At 69.3% G+C, this 16,322-nt stretch carries 20 protein-coding genes; 12 read left to right on the plus strand and 8 right to left on the minus strand.

The window, feature by feature from the left end:
- Positions 1–183 precede the first annotated feature (183 nt).
- The 3 genes from pstC to pstB are packed head-to-tail and all read left to right on the plus strand — an operon-like array spanning position 184 to position 3,061.
- On the plus strand, positions 184–1,179 hold the full coding sequence (gene pstC / locus ACIA73_RS27740; protein WP_399441468.1) for a phosphate ABC transporter permease subunit PstC: 996 nt from the start codon (positions 184–186) through the stop codon (positions 1,177–1,179).
- A complete protein-coding gene (pstA, locus tag ACIA73_RS27745; RefSeq protein ID WP_399441469.1) occupies positions 1,176–2,252 on the plus strand; it encodes a phosphate ABC transporter permease PstA in 1,077 nt (358 codons plus the stop codon). The genes pstC and pstA overlap by 4 nt, the downstream gene beginning before the upstream one ends.
- Positions 2,253–2,284: 32 nt before the next feature.
- Positions 2,285–3,061: a phosphate ABC transporter ATP-binding protein PstB gene (pstB, locus tag ACIA73_RS27750; RefSeq protein WP_399441470.1), complete on the plus strand. Its 777-nt coding sequence runs from the start codon at positions 2,285–2,287 to the stop codon at positions 3,059–3,061.
- Between the two features lie 168 nt (positions 3,062–3,229).
- On the opposite strand, the gene ACIA73_RS27755 is transcribed toward pstB, so the two are convergent.
- Entirely contained in the window at positions 3,230–3,574 is a 345-nt protein-coding gene (locus tag ACIA73_RS27755) for a metal-sensitive transcriptional regulator (RefSeq protein ID WP_399441472.1), read from the minus strand.
- Positions 3,575–3,767: 193 nt separating this feature from the next.
- Between ACIA73_RS27755 and ACIA73_RS27760 the strand changes: the two genes are divergently transcribed.
- Both ACIA73_RS27760 and ACIA73_RS27765 read left to right on the plus strand, forming a co-directional pair.
- Positions 3,768–4,388 carry a DUF47 domain-containing protein gene (locus ACIA73_RS27760; RefSeq protein ID WP_398423448.1) on the plus strand — a complete coding sequence of 207 codons (621 nt, stop codon included), beginning with the start codon at positions 3,768–3,770 and terminating at the stop codon, positions 4,386–4,388.
- Positions 4,389–4,392: 4 nt separating this feature from the next.
- The gene (locus ACIA73_RS27765) at positions 4,393–5,391 is read left to right on the plus strand and encodes an anion permease (protein ID WP_399441473.1); all 999 of its coding nucleotides are present in this window, start codon (positions 4,393–4,395) and stop codon (positions 5,389–5,391) included.
- 171 nt (positions 5,392–5,562) lie between these two features.
- On the opposite strand, the gene ACIA73_RS27770 is transcribed toward ACIA73_RS27765, so the two are convergent.
- Positions 5,563–5,721, minus strand: coding sequence for a hypothetical protein (locus tag ACIA73_RS27770; protein WP_399441510.1), 159 nt, complete (start codon positions 5,719–5,721; stop codon positions 5,563–5,565).
- A gap of 136 nt (positions 5,722–5,857) precedes the next feature.
- Positions 5,858–6,670: a hypothetical protein gene (locus ACIA73_RS27775; protein WP_399441474.1), complete on the minus strand. Its 813-nt coding sequence runs from the start codon at positions 6,668–6,670 to the stop codon at positions 5,858–5,860.
- A gap of 216 nt (positions 6,671–6,886) precedes the next feature.
- Here ACIA73_RS27775 and ACIA73_RS27780 point away from each other — a divergent pair, with 216 nt between their 5' ends.
- On the plus strand, positions 6,887–7,072 hold the full coding sequence (locus ACIA73_RS27780; RefSeq protein ID WP_399441475.1) for a hypothetical protein: 186 nt from the start codon (positions 6,887–6,889) through the stop codon (positions 7,070–7,072).
- A 93-nt stretch (positions 7,073–7,165) separates the two neighbouring features.
- Positions 7,166–8,818, plus strand: coding sequence for an FAD-binding oxidoreductase (locus tag ACIA73_RS27785; protein WP_399441476.1), 1,653 nt, complete (start codon positions 7,166–7,168; stop codon positions 8,816–8,818).
- Positions 8,819–8,874: 56 nt separating this feature from the next.
- Here the strand turns inward: ACIA73_RS27785 and ACIA73_RS27790 are convergent, their stop codons facing one another.
- From ACIA73_RS27790 to ACIA73_RS27800, 3 genes are all read right to left on the minus strand, one after another.
- Complete coding sequence (locus ACIA73_RS27790) at positions 8,875–9,618, minus strand: phosphatase PAP2 family protein (protein ID WP_399441477.1); 744 nt, start codon at positions 9,616–9,618, stop codon at positions 8,875–8,877.
- Positions 9,619–9,890: 272 nt separating this feature from the next.
- Positions 9,891–10,907 carry an NlpC/P60 family protein gene (locus ACIA73_RS27795; protein ID WP_399441478.1) on the minus strand — a complete coding sequence of 339 codons (1,017 nt, stop codon included), beginning with the start codon at positions 10,905–10,907 and terminating at the stop codon, positions 9,891–9,893.
- A 60-nt stretch (positions 10,908–10,967) separates the two neighbouring features.
- Positions 10,968–12,635: a serine/threonine-protein kinase gene (locus tag ACIA73_RS27800; RefSeq protein WP_399441480.1), complete on the minus strand. Its 1,668-nt coding sequence runs from the start codon at positions 12,633–12,635 to the stop codon at positions 10,968–10,970.
- A 114-nt stretch (positions 12,636–12,749) separates the two neighbouring features.
- Here ACIA73_RS27800 and ACIA73_RS27805 point away from each other — a divergent pair, with 114 nt between their 5' ends.
- On the plus strand, positions 12,750–13,259 hold the full coding sequence (locus tag ACIA73_RS27805; protein WP_399441481.1) for an RICIN domain-containing protein: 510 nt from the start codon (positions 12,750–12,752) through the stop codon (positions 13,257–13,259).
- 10 nt (positions 13,260–13,269) lie between these two features.
- Here the strand turns inward: ACIA73_RS27805 and ACIA73_RS27810 are convergent, their stop codons facing one another.
- Positions 13,270–13,701, minus strand: a complete 432-nt coding sequence (locus ACIA73_RS27810; RefSeq protein WP_399441482.1) for an ATP-binding protein — start codon at positions 13,699–13,701, stop codon at positions 13,270–13,272.
- Positions 13,702–13,912: 211 nt separating this feature from the next.
- Here ACIA73_RS27810 and ACIA73_RS27815 point away from each other — a divergent pair, with 211 nt between their 5' ends.
- The 3 genes from ACIA73_RS27815 to ACIA73_RS27825 are packed head-to-tail and all read left to right on the plus strand — an operon-like array spanning position 13,913 to position 15,207.
- On the plus strand, positions 13,913–14,764 hold the full coding sequence (locus ACIA73_RS27815) for a helix-turn-helix domain-containing protein (RefSeq protein WP_399441483.1): 852 nt from the start codon (positions 13,913–13,915) through the stop codon (positions 14,762–14,764).
- 10 nt (positions 14,765–14,774) lie between these two features.
- Positions 14,775–14,975, plus strand: coding sequence for a DUF397 domain-containing protein (locus ACIA73_RS27820; RefSeq protein WP_399441484.1), 201 nt, complete (start codon positions 14,775–14,777; stop codon positions 14,973–14,975).
- The gene (locus ACIA73_RS27825) at positions 14,956–15,207 is read left to right on the plus strand and encodes a DUF397 domain-containing protein (RefSeq protein WP_399441485.1); all 252 of its coding nucleotides are present in this window, start codon (positions 14,956–14,958) and stop codon (positions 15,205–15,207) included. Before ACIA73_RS27820 ends, ACIA73_RS27825 begins: the two co-directional genes overlap by 20 nt.
- A gap of 1 nt (position 15,208) precedes the next feature.
- On the opposite strand, the gene ACIA73_RS27830 is transcribed toward ACIA73_RS27825, so the two are convergent.
- Positions 15,209–15,790, minus strand: a complete 582-nt coding sequence (locus ACIA73_RS27830) for an SMI1/KNR4 family protein (protein WP_399441486.1) — start codon at positions 15,788–15,790, stop codon at positions 15,209–15,211.
- Between the two features lie 102 nt (positions 15,791–15,892).
- Between ACIA73_RS27830 and ACIA73_RS27835 the strand changes: the two genes are divergently transcribed.
- Positions 15,893–16,309, plus strand: a complete 417-nt coding sequence (locus tag ACIA73_RS27835; protein WP_399441487.1) for a hypothetical protein — start codon at positions 15,893–15,895, stop codon at positions 16,307–16,309.
- Positions 16,310–16,322 lie beyond the last annotated feature (13 nt).

Genomic DNA, 16,322 nt, shown 5'->3' on the forward strand with positions numbered 1-16,322 from the left:
CTTGGGCGGCGGGGCCGCCCCCCGGGGGCGGAACGGGCGGGCAAGGGGGCGGCCCCCGACGGAGTCGCCTCCCGCCCCGCCCCGGCCCACCCCGGCCCCGTACCCCCACTCCCAACCCATCCGGTGCACCGCCGCCCGGTACCCCCTCCCCCGGGGGAACCTCCCAGACCGGAAAGACCCGCCATGTCGATCACCACCGCCCCACCCGAAATAGAGTCCCCGCCCCCACCACCCCCCGCCAAGGCGAAGAGCACCACCCGCCCCGGCGACAAGATCTTCCTCGGCCTCTCCCGCGGCTCCGGCATCCTGATCCTCGTCGTGATGGCCTCCATCGCCGTCTTCCTCACGGTCCGGGCCAGCGTCGCCCTCTCCTCCAACGAGGGGAACTTCCTCACCACCTTCGACTGGGACCCGGCCGCCAAGCCCCCCGTCTTCGGCATCGCCGTACTCCTCTACGGCACCGTCGTCAGCTCGGTCATCGCGATGGTCATCGCGGTCCCGATCGCCGTCGGCATCGCCCTCTTCATCTCGCACTACGCGCCGCGCAAGCTCGCCGCCCCGCTCGCGTACGTCGTCGATCTCCTCGCCGCGGTCCCCTCGATCGTCTACGGCATCTGGGGCGCCCTCGTCCTCGTCCCGTACCTCGACGGACTCAACTCCTGGATGGACAGCTACCTCGGCTGGACGGTCATCTTCGACAAGACCGAGATGGGCGCGGCCCGCAACCTCTTCACCGTCGGCGTCCTGCTCGCGATCATGATCCTGCCGATCATCACCAGCGTCAGCCGGGAGGTCTTCCTCCAGGTCCCGAAGATGAACGAGGAAGCCGCCCTCGCCCTGGGCGCCACCCGCTGGGAAGTCATCCGGATGTCGGTCCTGCCCTTCGGACGCTCCGGTGTGATCAGCGCCTCGATGCTCGGCCTGGGCCGCGCACTCGGCGAGACGATGGCCGTCGCCACCGTCCTCTCCCCCAACTTCCTCCTCTCCTTCCACCTCCTGGACGCGGGCGGCGGCACCTTCGCGCAGAACATCGCCGCGAAGTTCGACGAGGCCAACGAGTTCGGCCGGGACGCGCTGATCGCCTCCGGCCTGGTCCTCTTCGTCCTCACCCTGCTGGTCAACGGCGCGGCACGGCTGATCATCGCCCGCCGCAAGGAGTACTCGGGGGCCAACGCATGAGCCAGGCAACGATGACCAAGGACGCACAGCCCACCCCCGCCCCCCGCCCCTCCTCCCTCGCGGGCAGGAGCCTCCCCCGCTGGGCCCCGCTCGGCTTCGCGGTCGTCTCCCTCGCCCTCGGCGTCGGCCTGGGCACCCTGGCCGGCTGGCAGAGCAAGGTCCAGTGGGGCCTGCTCGCCGCACTCTTCTTCGTCGTCCTGACCTACACGGTCGGCACCGCGGTCGAAGGCAAGCGCCAGGCCAAGGATCGCGTCGCCACCAGCGTCGTCTGGGTCTGCTTCATCCTCGCGGTCGTCCCCCTCGCCTCCCTGCTGTGGACGACGATCGGGCGCGGCATCAAGGTGCTGGACGGCTACTTCCTCACCCACTCGATGTCCGGCGTCCCCGGCTTCGAGCCCGGCGGCGGCATCTACCACGCACTGATCGGCACCCTGGAACAGGTCGGCCTGGCCACCCTGTTCGCCGCGCCGGTCGGCCTGCTCGCGGCCGTCTACCTGGTGGAGTACGGCAAGGGCTCGCTCGCCAAGGCCGTGACGTTCTTCGTGGACGTCATGACCGGCATCCCCTCGATCGTCGCGGGGCTCTTCCTGCTCTCGATCATGCTGCTCTTCGGTCTCGGCCCCTCCGGCATCATGGGCGCGCTCGCGCTGGCCATCCTGATGGTCCCGGTGGTCGTCCGCTCCACCGAGGAGATGCTCAAGCTGGTCCCCAACGAGCTGCGCGAGGCCTCCCTCGCCCTCGGTGTCCCGAAGTGGCGCACGATCCTGAAGGTGGTCCTGCCGACCGCCGTCGGCGGCATCACCACCGGCGTCATGCTGGCCATCGCCCGCATCGCCGGGGAGACCGCCCCGATCATGCTGCTGGTCTTCGGCTCCCAGCTGATCAACTCGAACCCCTTCGACGGCGCCCAGTCCTCGCTCCCCTTCTACATCTGGGAGCAGTACCGGGTAGGCAGCGAGGCGTCGTACGACCGTGCGTGGGCAGCCGCCCTGGTCCTGATCGCCTTCGTCATGATCCTCAACCTGGTGGCTCGCGGCATCGCCCGCTGGAAGGCCCCCAAGACCGGTCGCTAGCGCGACACCCCAGAAAGCGAAGTGACCGCATCATGGCAAAGCGAATCGACGTATCGGGCCTCTCCGCCTACTACGGCACCCACAAGGCCATCGACGACATCTCCATGACCGTCGAGCCCCGCTCGGTGACGGCCTTCATCGGCCCCTCCGGCTGCGGCAAGTCCACCTTCCTGCGCACCCTCAACCGGATGCACGAGGTCACCCCCGGCGGCCGGGTCGAGGGCAAGGTGATGCTGGACGACGAGAACCTGTACGCCTCCAACATCGACCCGGTGTCGGTCCGCCGCACCGTCGGCATGGTCTTCCAGCGCCCCAACCCCTTCCCCACCATGTCGATCTTCGACAACGTGGCGGCGGGCCTGCGCCTCAACGGCTCGTACAAGAAGGCCGAACTGGCCGACGTCGTCGAGAAGTCCCTCAAGGGCGCCAACCTCTGGAACGAGGTCAAGGACCGCCTGAACAAGCCGGGTTCGGGCCTCTCCGGCGGTCAGCAGCAGCGCCTGTGCATCGCCCGCGCCATCGCGGTCGAGCCCCAGGTCCTGCTGATGGACGAGCCCTGCTCCGCGCTCGACCCGATCTCCACCCTCGCCATCGAGGACCTGATCGGGGAGCTCAAGGAGCGCTTCACCATCGTGATCGTCACCCACAACATGCAGCAGGCGGCCCGCGTCTCCGACCGCACCGCCTTCTTCAACCTGTCCGCGGTCGGCCAGCCCGGCAAGCTCATCGAGATCGACGAGACCGAGCGGATCTTCTCCAACCCCTCCGTGCAGGCCACCGAGGACTACATCTCCGGCCGCTTCGGCTAGCCGCCCCGGCCCCCGGGCCCCCTCAACCCTCGCGGTGCTGCATGGCGGTGCCACCGCGAGACCCCTTCGCCCCGCCGGAACCCAGAGTTCCGGCGGGGCGAAGCCTTTTCCCCTGCCCCCGCCACACCCCAGCCCGCTCGGGCGGCGGGGCCACCCCCGTACCCCCGCCTACGTCCTCAGCATCCGCGCGATCGCCTTGGTCGCTTCCTCGACCTTCTCGTCGATCTCCGCCCCACCCTTCAACGCCGCATCCGCGACACAGTGCCTCAAGTGCTCCTCCAGCAACTGCAACGCAAACGACTGCAACGCCTTCGTCGACGCCGACACCTGCGTGAGTATGTCGATGCAGTAGACGTCCTCGTCGACCAGCCGCTGCAAACCCCGGATCTGCCCCTCGATCCGCCGCAGCCGCTTGAGATGTTCGTCCTTCTGCTTGTGGTAGCCGTGCGTCACAGCCGGCTCGGAGGGCGCGTCATTACCGGCCACACCGGCCGCCTCTTCGGTGGTCGTCATCGCGTCCTCCTGGGGAAATCAACGGGGTTCAATACCCCTCGTGGGTATATTCTACGGCGCTTTCAAGCAGCCTGCGGGGGCCGCTGCCCGCCACTCTGCCCGATGGGCGACACTGAGGAACGCCGGTTAGCCGTGGCCGGATGATGCGCCTAGCATCAGCCTGACCGAATCCAATGCACCCCGAGGACCCCACGTGCGCTTTCGTCTGACCCCCCGGGAGACGAGCTTCTACGACATGTTCTCCGCATCCGCGGACAACATCGTCACGGGCTCCAAGCTCCTCATGGAACTGCTCGGCGCGGATTCCTCCGCCCGGGCCGAGATCGCGGAGCGGATGCGGGCAGCGGAGCACGCGGGCGACGACGCCACTCACGCGATCTTCCACCAGCTGAACTCCTCGTTCATCACGCCGTTCGACCGCGAGGACATCTACAACCTCGCGTCGTCGCTCGACGACATCATGGACTTCATGGAGGAGGCCGTCGACCTGGTCGTCCTCTACCAGGTGGAAGAACTGCCCAAGGGCGTCGAGCAGCAGATCGAGGTCCTCGCCCGCGCGGCCGTGCTGACCGCCGAGGCCATGCCCGGACTGCGCACGATGAGCAACCTCACCGAGTACTGGATCGAGGTCAACCGCCTGGAGAACCAGGCCGACCAGATCCACCGCAAGCTGCTGGCCCAGCTCTTCAACGGCAAGTACGACGCCATGGAGGTGCTGAAGCTCAAGCAGATCGTGGACGTCCTCGAAGAGGCCGCCGACGCGTTCGAGCACGTGGCGAACACGGTGGAGACCATCGCCGTCAAGGAGTCCTGACTTCGTGGACACCTTTGCGCTGATCGTGACCATCGGAGTCGCGCTCGGCTTCACCTACACCAACGGCTTCCACGACTCCGCGAACGCGATCGCGACCTCGGTGTCGACCCGGGCGCTCACCCCCCGGGCCGCCCTCGCCATGGCCGCCGTCATGAACCTGGCCGGCGCGTTCCTCGGCCAGGGTGTCGCGAAGACCGTCAGTGAAGGCCTCATCGCCACCCCGCACGGCCAGAAGGGCATGGCGATCCTGTTCGCCGCGCTCGTCGGCGCCATCGTGTGGAACCTCGTCACCTGGTACTTCGGTCTGCCGTCGTCCTCCTCCCACGCCCTGTTCGGCGGCATGGTGGGCGCGGCGCTGGCGGGCGGCACCGAGGTCATCTGGGGCGGCGTCCTGTCCAAGGTCGTCATCCCGATGTTCCTCTCCCCGTTCGTCGGCCTGATCATCGGCTATCTCGTCATGGTCGCGATCATGTGGATGTTCCGGAGGTCCAACCCGCACAAGGCGAAGCGCGGCTTCCGTATCGCCCAGACGGTCTCGGCGGCGGGCATGGCGCTCGGTCACGGCCTCCAGGACGCGCAGAAGACCATGGGCATCGTGGTGATGGCCCTGGTCATCGCCGACGTCGAGGGGCAGAACGACGCCATCCCGATCTGGGTCAAGATCGCCTGTGCGGTGACCCTCTCCCTGGGCACCTACGCGGGCGGCTGGCGCATCATGCGCACCCTCGGCCGCCGCATCATCGAGCTGGACCCGCCCCAGGGCTTCGCGGCCGAGACGACCGCCGCGTCGGTCATGTACACGGCGTCCTTCATGTTCCACGCCCCCATCTCCACCACCCACGTGATCACCTCCGCGATCATGGGCGTCGGCTCCACCAAGGGCTCCCGCGCCGTGCGCTGGGGCGTGGCCAAGAACATCGTGATGGGCTGGTTCATCACCATGCCCGCCGCCGCCGCCGTAGCAGCCGCCAGCTTCTGGGCCGTCCAACTGGCCTTCGGCTAACGTCTCTGCCCCCGCAGCCCGCTTGGGCGTCGGGGGCCGCCCAAGCGGGCGGCCCCCGACGGAGTCGCACCCACCCCGGCCCACCTAAGTGCCCCACCACCCGAAGAGGGAGGCAGCCCCCGCTGCCTCCCTCTTCGCATGTCCCGGCCCGCCTCCGACCCCGTACACCCCCTACTCGAACTCCTTCGCCGCCCGCAGAACCTCATCGATCCGATCCGGACTCAACCTCTCCCCATCCGCCGAGGACGCCGCGATCATCAACTCACCACACAACTCAATCTCGGCGAGAGCAACGCGGTCCTGCACGACCGCACCACGCATCGAAGCCACCTGCATCACCTCTTCCCGACTTTGCCTGTGCCGCAGGGCCGACTCCCTAGCGTAGGGAGAACGACACACACCGCGCATGGCACGGACGGGCCATTTCGCCCCCACCCGCCCTCACCATGCGCCGGTGCACGCCGGGCTACTGCCGGATCTTCCCGGCATAGATGTCCTTCGCCGGCGGCAGCACCACCCGCACCGGCTTCCCGAACGCCTCCAGCGACGTCGTCGACGCCACCGCCACGTCCTTGCCCCCGTTCACGAAGCTGAACCGGTGACGCACCTTACTCACCCGCCCCCGCTCGTCCAGGTACACGTCGAACGGCACGCTCTTCGTGGAGAACCCTTTCGCCGCCGCCCCCAACGCGCCCCGCAACTCCGGCGAAGCCGCCCTGGCCGCCCGCGGCAGATCCGCCACCCCGCGATAGTGCCGCAGCCGCCCGCCGGCTTCCTTCCCGACGTACGTCACCCCCGCCGCCCCCCGCAACAGTTCCACCGCCGCCAGCGGATCCGTCGCCCCGCCCGTGACCAGATTTCCGTCGGCGAGCGCGGCCGTCTCGATCCGCACCCACTTCCCCTCCGGAACCCCGGCCCCCCGGTTCTTCATGTACAGCGCACCCGGCGCGAACACCTCCACCATCGGCCGGTGCTCCTGCTGTCCGGGCGGACCGGTCGGCAGCATCAGCCGCAACTGCCCCGTCCGTCCCCGGAAGTCGTAGCTGCCCTCGCCCCGGATGGTGACCCTGGTCCCCCCGGCCGCCATCTCCATCCCCGTACGCACCGCTCCGGCGCTCCCGGCCCGCAGCACCGCGTCGGCCGCTCTTCGTACGACCTCCGCCGGGTCGCCGGTCGCCCGGTCGTCCGCGGCGGCTCCTGCGCCACCGCACCCGGCGGTCACCCCCACCAGTCCGACCACGGCCACCAGCCCGACCGCCCCACCTCTGACCCTGTCCATCCCGCCTGCTTCCGGAGATACGAGCCCCCTGCTCGCCCCGTACAACGACCCCACCCGCACCTCCGTCACGCCCTCCCCTCCGGCGCACGGGCTCACAGCCCGCGTGCGAGCCGTGGGCCGAACCCCGGCCGGGCGCCCGCCGCCCGCCGTCCCTGTCACCGGGAGTTCATCCGGCCCGGGGGCCGCACCCCCCGGCTCCGCCAGTACCGTGACTCCGTGCCCCAGAAAGACCCCCCGGCCCCGGCCCCGGATTTCCAGAACCCGCCCGGCCCGCACCCCGCCACCACCTCCGAGGCCGGCTCCTTCGCCTACGCCCACTGCCCCTGCGGCTGGCGAGGCCCCTCCCGCCGCAGCCGCGACAAGGCCCGCCAGGACGCCACCGCCCACGCCCAGCAACGCTGATCCGGTTTCAACCCCACCCCACCCCGGGCAAAGGAAACCGCGGCCTCAAGGACCCCCACCCCCCACCGGGCCGTCTCGTCTCCGGGAGGCTCCATGCCCCAGCGCCCTCAGCCGCACCCGCCCCGCCGCACCCTCCTCACCACCGCCCTGGCCGCAACCGCCGCCACCACCGCAGCCGCCTGCCAATCCGCGGAGCCCCCCGCACCCACCCCCAGCCCCACCCCCACCCCCACCACCCCACCGAAGCCGGACCCGAAGCCGCCCACCAGCACCCCCACCAACCGCCCCCAGGACTGGCCCGCCCTCGCCCGCACCCTCGACGGCCCCCTCCTCCTCCCGCAGTCCCCCGACTACGCCTCCGCCCACCGCCTCTACAACACCCGCTTCGACCACCTGAAGCCCGCCGCCATCGCCTACGTCGCCCACGAGGCCGACGTCCGCGCGGCCCTCGCGTACGCCCGCGCGACCCGCACCCCCGTCGCCATCCGCAACGGCGGCCACTCCTACGCCGGCTGGTCCTCCGGCACCGGCCGCCTGATCATCGACGTATCAAAGCTCGACCACATCAAAACCACCGGCACCACAGCAGCCGCCGCTTCCCACACCGCTTCCCACACCGCCACCGTCTCCGCCGGCGCCCGACTCATCGACGTCTACGAGACCCTCGCCGCCTCCGGCCGCACCGTTCCCGGCGGCTCCTGCCCGTCCGTCGGCATCTCCGGCCTCACCCTCGGCGGCGGCCACGGCGTCGTCTCCCGCGCGTACGGCCTGACCTGCGACAGCCTCACCGCCGCCACCCTGGTCACCGCCGACGGCAGCACCCTCCGCTGTGACGCCAAGGAGAACCCCGACCTCTTCTGGGCCCTGCGCGGCGCCGGAAACGGCCAGTTCGGCGTCGTCACCAGCCTCGAATTCCGCACCCACCCGGCCGCCCGCACCGTCACCGGCAACCTCACCTGGCCCTGGTCACAGGCCCCGGCGGTCCTCACCGCCTGGCAGCAGTGGGGCCCCGGCCAGAGCGACGAGATCTGGTCCGCCGCGCACTTCTCCGCAGGCGCCGGCGGCGGCAACCCCACCGTCTCGGTCTCCCTCTGCTCCCTGGGCACCCACAGTGATCTCGCCAACGCCGTCGACCGCCTCGCCGAAGCGGTGCGGGCGGCACCCCGTTCGACGAGCCTGCGCCCGCACAGCTACCGCGAGGCGATGCGCCTGTACGCCGGTTGCGCCGACCTCTCCGACGCGCAGTGCCACCTGCCCGGCACCACCCCGGGCCGCACCCCGGAGGGTGCGCTGGGCCGCGAGACGTACGACTCCCGCTCCGACTTCTTCGCCCGTGCGCTCGACCCGGCGGGCGTACGCACCCTGCTCTCCGGCGTCGAGAACTTCACCCGGGTCACCACCGCCCAGGGCGGGGGCGGCGCCACCATCGCGCTCACCGCACTCGGCGGCGCCGTCAACCGCGTCGCCCCCGAGGCCACCGCGTTCGTCCACCGCCGCATGCGCATGCTCGCCCAGTACACGGCCTCCTGGCGCCCGGGCACCCCCGGCACCGCCCAGCAGCGCTGGCTCACCACCACCCACGCGTCCATGCGTCGGCACGCCTCGGGATCGGCGTACCAGAACTACACCGACCCCACGCTCCCCGACTGGCGCCGCGCCTACTTCGGCTCCGCCGCCGACCGCCTCACCACACTCAAGTCCCGCCACGACCCGGACCACGTCTTCGACTTCCCCCAGGCCCTGTGAACAGCCCTACGCCCAGCCGCCGCGAACAGCCTCACGCTTACGCACCATGAACAGCCCTACGCCGCGAGGTCGTTGACCCCGGGCCCGCCCTCGCCCCGACGCCGCGCCTCCGCCGCCAGCCGGGCCTGGCCCGCCAGCGTGGCCGCCCGTCGCTCCTCGTCCGCCTCCCGCGCCTCTCGCGTCCGTACCAGCGAACTCACCACACCCCACCGGGAGATCGCCGACATCACCGGCGTCAGCACCATCGCCGCCAGCGGCGCGAGCAGCAGCGCCACGGCCGTACCCAGCGCGAACCCGCCCACCACATCCGACGGGTAGTGCACCCCCATGTACACCCGGCACACCCCCGCGACCACGGCCAGCGCGATCCCCAGCAGGCCCAGCTTCCGGTTGGCCATGAAGATTCCGACGGCCAGCGCCATCGCGAGCGTCGCGTGGTCGCTCACGAACGAGTAGTCGGTCTTCCCGTCGACCAGGACTTCAAGTCCCTTGTGTTCCAGGAACGGACGCGGCCGCTCCACGAACCCCCGGATCGGGATGTTCACCAGCAGCGCGATGCCGGCCGCCAGCGGTGCCCAGACAATCGCCGCCGCCGAAGCCACCGAGTCGTCGGCGGTGCCCCGGCTGCGCCCGCGCCACCAGCACCAGACGCCCACCAGGACGATGCCGAGCAGCATGCCGTACTCGCCGACGTACTCCACGATCCGGTCCGCCCAGTTCGGGGCGTCGACGGCGATGCCGTTGATGTCGTAGAGCAGGCTGACGTCGGGGTTCGACGCCTCCATCGTCCATGCAGCCATGTCGTCGGCCCCTTGCCTTGCTGTGTCGCTTCTCGCGCGTGTGCCCGCCTCGTCGGCACGTCGTTGTGCCGGACGGGTTCGTCACCCCCGTGACAGTCCGCTGATCGATACTCCCGTCCAGGGAACGCCCTGTACCCGGCCGGGGTTCCACTCTCTACCGAACGATCACCATGACGTTATCGAAGAGTGATGCATCGCCCCAGCTCAGGGGCGGCTCGTTACAGAGAGTTCCGGCCAGATGTGAAGGCCCGTCAGCTTCCGACGGACTCCCGTCACGCTTCCGGCCTGGCCGTGGGGAGCGCTTTTGCGCCATCTGCGGTCACTCGCGTCGCACCGAAGTAGTCCGGGGTGTCGATCTTGTCGAATCGGATGACGGCGCCCGTGTAGGGCGCGTTGATCATGTAGCCGCCGCCCACGTAGATCCCGACATGCCGGATCTTGCGGGAGTTGGTGAGGTCGTCGGAGAAGAAGACGAGGTCCCCGGGAAGGAGCTCCTCGCGGCTGGGGTGCGGTCCCGCGTTGTACTGGTCGTTGGCGACCCGGGGCAGCTCGATGTCGACGGTGCGGTACGCGGCCTGGGTCAGCCCGGAGCAGTCGAAGCGGCCCTGCTGGTCGCTGGTCCCGTTACCACCCCAGAGGTACGGCGTACCGAGCTTCTTCTGCGCGTAGTAGATCGCGGCGGCGGCCTGCCGGGAGGGGGTGACCCGGCCCACGGGCTTGGCGAAGCTCTGCTCCAGGGAGCGGATGATCTTTACGTAGTTCTTGGTCTCCTTGTACGGGGGTACGCCGCCGTACTTGATCACGGCGTACGCGCCCGCGTTGTAGGAGGCGAGCATGTTGTTCGTCGCGTCGCCCGGGACCTTCTTCACGTACCCGGCGAGTTCACAGTCGTAGGAGGCGGCGGAGGGGATGGCGTCGGCGGGGTCCCAGATGTCCTTGTCCCCGTCGTTGTCGCCGTCCACGCCGTGGGTGGCCCAGGTTCCCGGGATGAACTGTGCGATGCCGCGCGCGTTGGCAGGGCTCTTGGCCCGGGGATCGAATCCGCTCTCTTGATACAACTGCGCCGCGAGGAGAGCGGGGTTGATGGCGGGACAGAGGTTGCCCCACTTCTGGACGAGCGGCTGGTAGAGCGCAGGCACTGCCCCCTTCGCAAGGCCGACGGCTCGCCCCCCCGCCCCGCCCTGGCCCGCCAGTCCGGCAGCGGCAGAGAAGGTGCCCACCACGAGCAGCACGATAAAGCCCAGGCTGAGCCCGATTCCGATCCCGCTGACCACCCAGACTTTTCGCACTCCTCAACCCTCCCCCATCCAGGACGGCTTCACAGCCCTTTGGCGGCCGCGCCAAGCGGTCTAATTCTGGCCACCGTCCACCGCGAAGCCGCTGCACGCAATGCTGACGTAGTCCTCGGGCCCACTCTTCACGTGGTGGAAGACGACCGTCCAGTCCCCCGGATCGTTCGCCACAGGGATCGCGGGAGTGCTCTTGCCCTTGAAGTGGCTCTGGAAGTCCTCGGGGTACTTCAACGTGATGAAGTCGCCCGTCTCCCAGTTCTTGTACACGTCGACCGGTCGGCTGCTGTAACCGATCTGCTTGTTCTCCATCACGAGGTCCTCGTACGGCTTGCCCGTCGAAGAGTCGATCTCGTGCGGGGGCTTGACCGCTACGGACACGTAGTACGGAGCCGGCCGTTGACCGAACCCAGCCTGCGCGTACTTGATGCGGAACTCGACCTTGTCCTTGCTGGCCGCCATCTGGAAATCTGCCCCGGGAGCACGTTCCTCGGAAGCAAGGTTGCAGCGGCTCATGTCCTTGACCCAGTAGTCCCGGGAAATCTTGTTGTTCTCGATGTGGGTAGGTGGCTCGGCTGCGAGCCCGGCGTCCTTCGCTGGCCTCGGCGTCCCGGCCCTGGTCTGCTGGCCAGTCGGGCGGGGGGCACCACCGGTTCCTGACGAACTCCCACCCTCTCCTCCCTTTTCCGGCAGCAATACATACGTCGCCGCCATCGCTGCCCCAACTACCGCACCCACAGCAACAGCCACCACCCAGGGCCGGCGCCTCCTGGGCTGCGGCGCCACCGGACCCCCCTCCGTTGCGATGTACCCCAACCCCGGCCCACCCGTAGGCAACTCATGCAGCACGTCCGGCGCCTCCGGGACCGACTCCCCGAGGCCGCCGACCACCGCCCCGTACACCAGGTCATCGACCAGCGCCGTGCGCACCCCGCACCGCCGTATGACCTCCTCCGGCGTGGGCCTGTCCTCCGGCGCCTTCGCCACGCATGCCCGGACCAGCTCGACCAGGCCCGGGTCGAGGACCCCCGCCAGGTCTATCGGCTCGTGTACGGCCCGGTACGACACCGCATCCGTCGGCCCGCTCCCGAACGGCGGCCGCCCCGTCACCGCGTACGCCACCGTCGCCCCGAGCGCGAACACATCCGCCTCCGGCCCGACCTGATTACGTATGAGCACCTCGGGAGCCGTGAACCCCGGCGTTCCCGGCGCCATCCCGGTCACGGTCAGCGCCGTGTCCCCGACGCCCCGCGCGATCCCGAAGTCGATCAGCTGCGGCCCCTGCGCCGCCAGGATCACATTCATCGGCTTCAGGTCCCGGTGCGTGACGTCGTACGCGTGGACGCTCGCCAGGCCCTCCGCCAGCGCCGCGCACAACCCACGCGCCGTCGCCGCCGGAAAGGCACCCCGTTCCCGCACCGCCTGCGCGAGCGTCGGCCCGCTCACATACTCGGTCGCGATCCAGTACGGAGCCGCCTCCAGCGAGGCATCCATCAGATTCGCGGTGTACGCACTGCGCACCGCCCGCACCGTGTTCGCCTCGCGCCGAAAACGCGACAACGCCTCCGGGTGATCGGTGATCTCGTCCCGGATCACCTTGATCGCCACCAGCCGCCCACCGGGCGACCGACCCAGATACACCTGCCCCATCCCACCCGCCCCCAGCCGCGCGAGGAGGGTGTACGTGCCGATGCTCGCCGGATCCTGACGGGGCCTTAGGGATTCCACCCCGCTGACTTTACCGAGCCGTACTGCCGTGCCCACAGGGGGAGTTGGGGCCGGAAAAGCAGCTGCCCGGAAGATCCGCCCCGTGCGACCATGCGCCGACACCGCGGAGGCGCAGTGATATTTCGCAAGCTGACCAAGGTCATGGCCGTGCTGTCCGCAGCCGCCGGGTTCGGCGCGCTGGGTGTGGCCCACTCACCGCAGGCCCAGGCCGCCGAGAGCGGGCGGTTCGTCCAGCTCGCCGACGGGTGGCCGCACAACGACCTGTGCCTGAACACCCAGGATTACTCGAATGTGAGGGGTGCGTACGTCCTCCAGATGAGCTGCTCCTCCCCCGGCGCCAACGAGAAGGTCTGGCACTGGAGCGGCCGGCAGATCGTCCACAGGAGCGGTCTGTGCCTCACCCCGGAGGGCAATGCGTACGCCAACGGCACCCGCCTCACCATCTGGCCGTGCAGCAACGCGGCGTCGCAGCAGTGGGGCTACGACAAGGGGAAGGTGTACCCGTACTCACGCCCCTCCCAGGCGATCACGTCGTACGCCAACAGCGGTCAGTCCGGCTACAAGGTCACTCTGTGGACGTACACGGGCAATCACTCCCAGGCCTGGGGCTGGTGGCCCGCGTAACCCCCTGCGCCTAATGCGCGGCGGGACCGCACTCGGCCCACAGCAGCTTTCCGTTGCACCCGAAGAGGGAGTCGCCGAGCAGGTGCGCGCCCCAGTCGTCGGCGCACAGCCGTACGAGGAAGAGCCCGCGCCCGCTCTCGGCCCCCTCCCAGGGCTCATCGGCCCCCTTGTCGAACGCCGCCGGGATGAAAGGGCTCGTGTCCCACACCCCCACCCTGACCCGCCCGCCCCCGCAGTCACGGAGCCGCAGGGCGTAGTCGCCGAAGGTGTGCAGATACACGTTCGTCACCAGCTCACTCGCCAACAGTTCGGCGGTTTCGAAGAGTTGATTGAGCCCGTGCGAGCGGAGAACGGCGCGAAGGGTACTGCGCGCGATCCCTGGCGCACGTGGATCATGCGGAAGCTGGAGGGTGTAGGACCACAGCGGGGATACGGTTGCCACGGAAGTCTCCGATCACGGAGGGAAGTTGGGCGTGGGTGTCTCACTGGGTGCCTGGTGACCAGATCGCTCCGTCGAGCGGGGTACTTCCAGGCGGTGGCCTGCCATCAGAGTAGGCGGTCGCCAAGTATTATTTGGGCTTAGCGCTCGATCTGGGCCTACCCTCACTCGTGTGAGTGACCCCGCGAACTCGCGCAACCGGAGGAGGAGTTACATGCCTGCCAAGCCCACCGCGACCGGCCGACGCATGCGCGTCGCCTCTGAGCTGCGCAGCATGCGTGAGCGGGCCGGGTTGACCACCACCGAGGTGGGGCGCTTGCTCGGCGTCGGCCAGGGTCAATTCAGCAATATCGAGACCGGCCGGTTCGGCGTCAGCGCGGAACGCCTCCGCGTCCTGGCCGCCACATACGGCTGCACCGATCAACCCTTCGTGGACGCCCTGACCGTGATGGCCGAGGACCGCACGCGCGGGTGGTGGTCCGAGTATCGGGACATCCTGCCGCCCGCCTTCCTCGACCTCGCCGAGCTGGAGCACCACGGGATGAGCCTGCGTACCGCGACCACGGCCCATGTGCCGGGCCTGCTGCAGACTTTCGAGCACGCGCAGGAGATCGTACGGACGGCAGTTCCGAGGCTGGATTCCTCGGAGGTCGAGCACCGGGTCTCGTTCCGCATCAAGCGCCAGGCAGTCCTGTACGGCGACACGCCGCGCCCGTACCAAGCACTCGTCCACGAAGCGGCCCTACGCATCCAGGTGGGTGGGCCCAAGACCGCTCGCGCCCAGCTCCACCACTTGCTGGAAATGAGCGAGCACGGCCACGTCACCATTCGGGCGATCCCGTTCAGCGCCGGCGCTTTCCCGGGGTCCGGGCAGTCCATCTACTACGCGCACGGCCCCGTGCCTCAACTGGACACAGTCCAGCTCGACCAGTCACACGGCGTCGGCTTCGTCTTCACCAGGCCCGAACTGCTCGCCTACCGTGCCCTGTTCGACGAAATTGAGGCCATCGCGCTGACTCCGGAGCGGACCCGTGACCTCATCCGCAGCATCCACAAACTCACGTAGGGGGAAGCCCATGACCAGGCACGACTGGCAGAAGTCCTCGTACTGCGCCCAGGGCAATTCCTGTGTTCACGTGGCGGACACCCCCGGCGCCGTTCACTTGACGGAGTCCGGCGACCCATCGGGAGCCATAGTCACCACCACCCCCACCGCCTTCGCGGCCCTCACCCACGCACTCAAGGAGGGCGACGTACATGCCCGAGCAGCCCACTGACGACCCCACTGACGACCTCCGATGGACCCGGGCCGCCCCCGAAGGCGAAGAAGGACCCGGCCCCTGGATCGAGATCGCCTTCGGGCCGGGCGAGGGGCCCGAGGACCCCGTCTACCTCCGCGAGACCACCGCCCCCGACACCGTCGTCACCACCAACCGCCGCAAGTGGGACGCCTTCGTCCTCGGCGTACAGGCCGGCGAGTTCGACCACTTCGTCGAGGGCGTCGACTGACTCAGAACTCCCACTCCAGTTCACCCTCGTCCGTCACGACGGGGAGGTATCCGTCCACCTCCCGGCCCGCCTCCATGGCCGTGGCCGTCGCCTCCAGCAGCGCCGGAAGCGAACCCCACATGAGATGCGGCACGAACCAGCACCCGGTCTCGTGATCGGCACGGCCAAGCCGCCCCCGCCGGCGATGCTCCCGCTGGTCGATGACCAAGTAGTCCCCACCCCCGTCCGCCGCGAACGGAACCCACTGCGCGTGCCACCAGGGGCCGTACTCCCCGCCCGGATCCCCCTCCTCGTCCTCGGCCGCCCCCTCGCCGTAAATCTCCCTCCGCAACTGCCACGCGTCCGCGATGTGCCGCGTCCCGAGCAGCATCCACATCGACGGCAGTAGCACCCGGTACCCCGTTCCGTCGTGCCGCAGCAAGGACTCCCGCAGCGCCCCGGGGAACGGGTGCCCCATCACCTCCTCCGCCGCAGCGATCTCCGCAGGCTCCGCAGCCGGCTCCAACGCCTCGTACGTCAAGGGCGCATACCGCGCGAGCCACGCCTCGATCCGCTCCCAGGACTCCGTCACCGACCCCGTCACGCCCGGCTCACCCCCACTCCCCACCTACCCCCTCACACTCCTGAGCTGAACCTGCCAAAAATCGCTATCTTCGCGTGATCTTGTGCCGCTACGCTGCGGCACATGAAAATCAGCAAGAGAACGAGGGCCGTCGGCGTCCTCGCCACCGCCTTCGCCCTCACCTTCGGCTTCAGCGGCTCGGCCATGGCGGCCGACCACACCATGAACACCGGTGACGCCTGGGGCGCGTTCGGCTACAGCGGCAAGGGGGAGTTCACCGAGTACGGCGACATCGTCAAGATCTGCGACATCGACGCGGACGGTTACGCCGTCCACATGCGGGTCGCACTCGACGACGCGTACGGCTCCTTGCTCTACAACACCTGGGTCGGCGGCGAGGGCAACTGCATCACCCACCGCGCCAGCGAGGGCGGCAAGCTGAACCTGCCCGAGGGCAAGTACATCGGCTTCCAATTCTGCCGCTACAAGGCCGAGAAGACGTCCGAGTGCAAGAACTACAGGTTCCTCAACGACAACTGAGGCGACGGCAGTT

The organism is Streptomyces sp. NPDC051561, from assembly GCF_044454195.1.
Classification (GTDB): Bacteria; Actinomycetota; Actinomycetes; order Streptomycetales; family Streptomycetaceae; genus Streptomyces.